Source organism: Pseudomonas sp. PNPG3, assembly GCF_023093815.1.
Classification (GTDB): Bacteria; Pseudomonadota; Gammaproteobacteria; order Pseudomonadales; family Pseudomonadaceae; genus Aquipseudomonas; species Aquipseudomonas asiatica.
In genome coordinates, this window is the sequence record NZ_JALLKV010000317.1 from 1 (window position 1) to 240 (window position 240).

1 protein-coding gene is annotated in these 240 nt (G+C 66.2%); it reads right to left on the reverse strand.

The genetic code is table 11. The features are described 5' to 3' along the window. Positions 1-240, reverse strand: a 240-nt coding sequence (locus MJ643_RS31205) for a hypothetical protein (RefSeq protein ID WP_247727386.1), incomplete at both ends; no start/stop codon positions are given.

Here is a 240-nt window from a genome sequence, read left to right on the forward strand (position 1 = left end):
CTCGTCGTAGAGGTCCTTGAGGGCCTGGATCGCGTCCCGCCAGGGCTTCGCGGTCATGTCCTTCACGCCGGTCTCGAGATCGCCGCCGGCGCCGTAGAACAGCGACATGATCGCCCACGGCAGGTTCTGCTGCGCGAGCGCGTACATGCCCTCGGGCAGCTTCCCGGCCATCGAGCGGATGTCGTCGATGGTCACGAAGCCGTCCTCGAGGATGGATTCGAGGCCGTACTCGGCGATGAG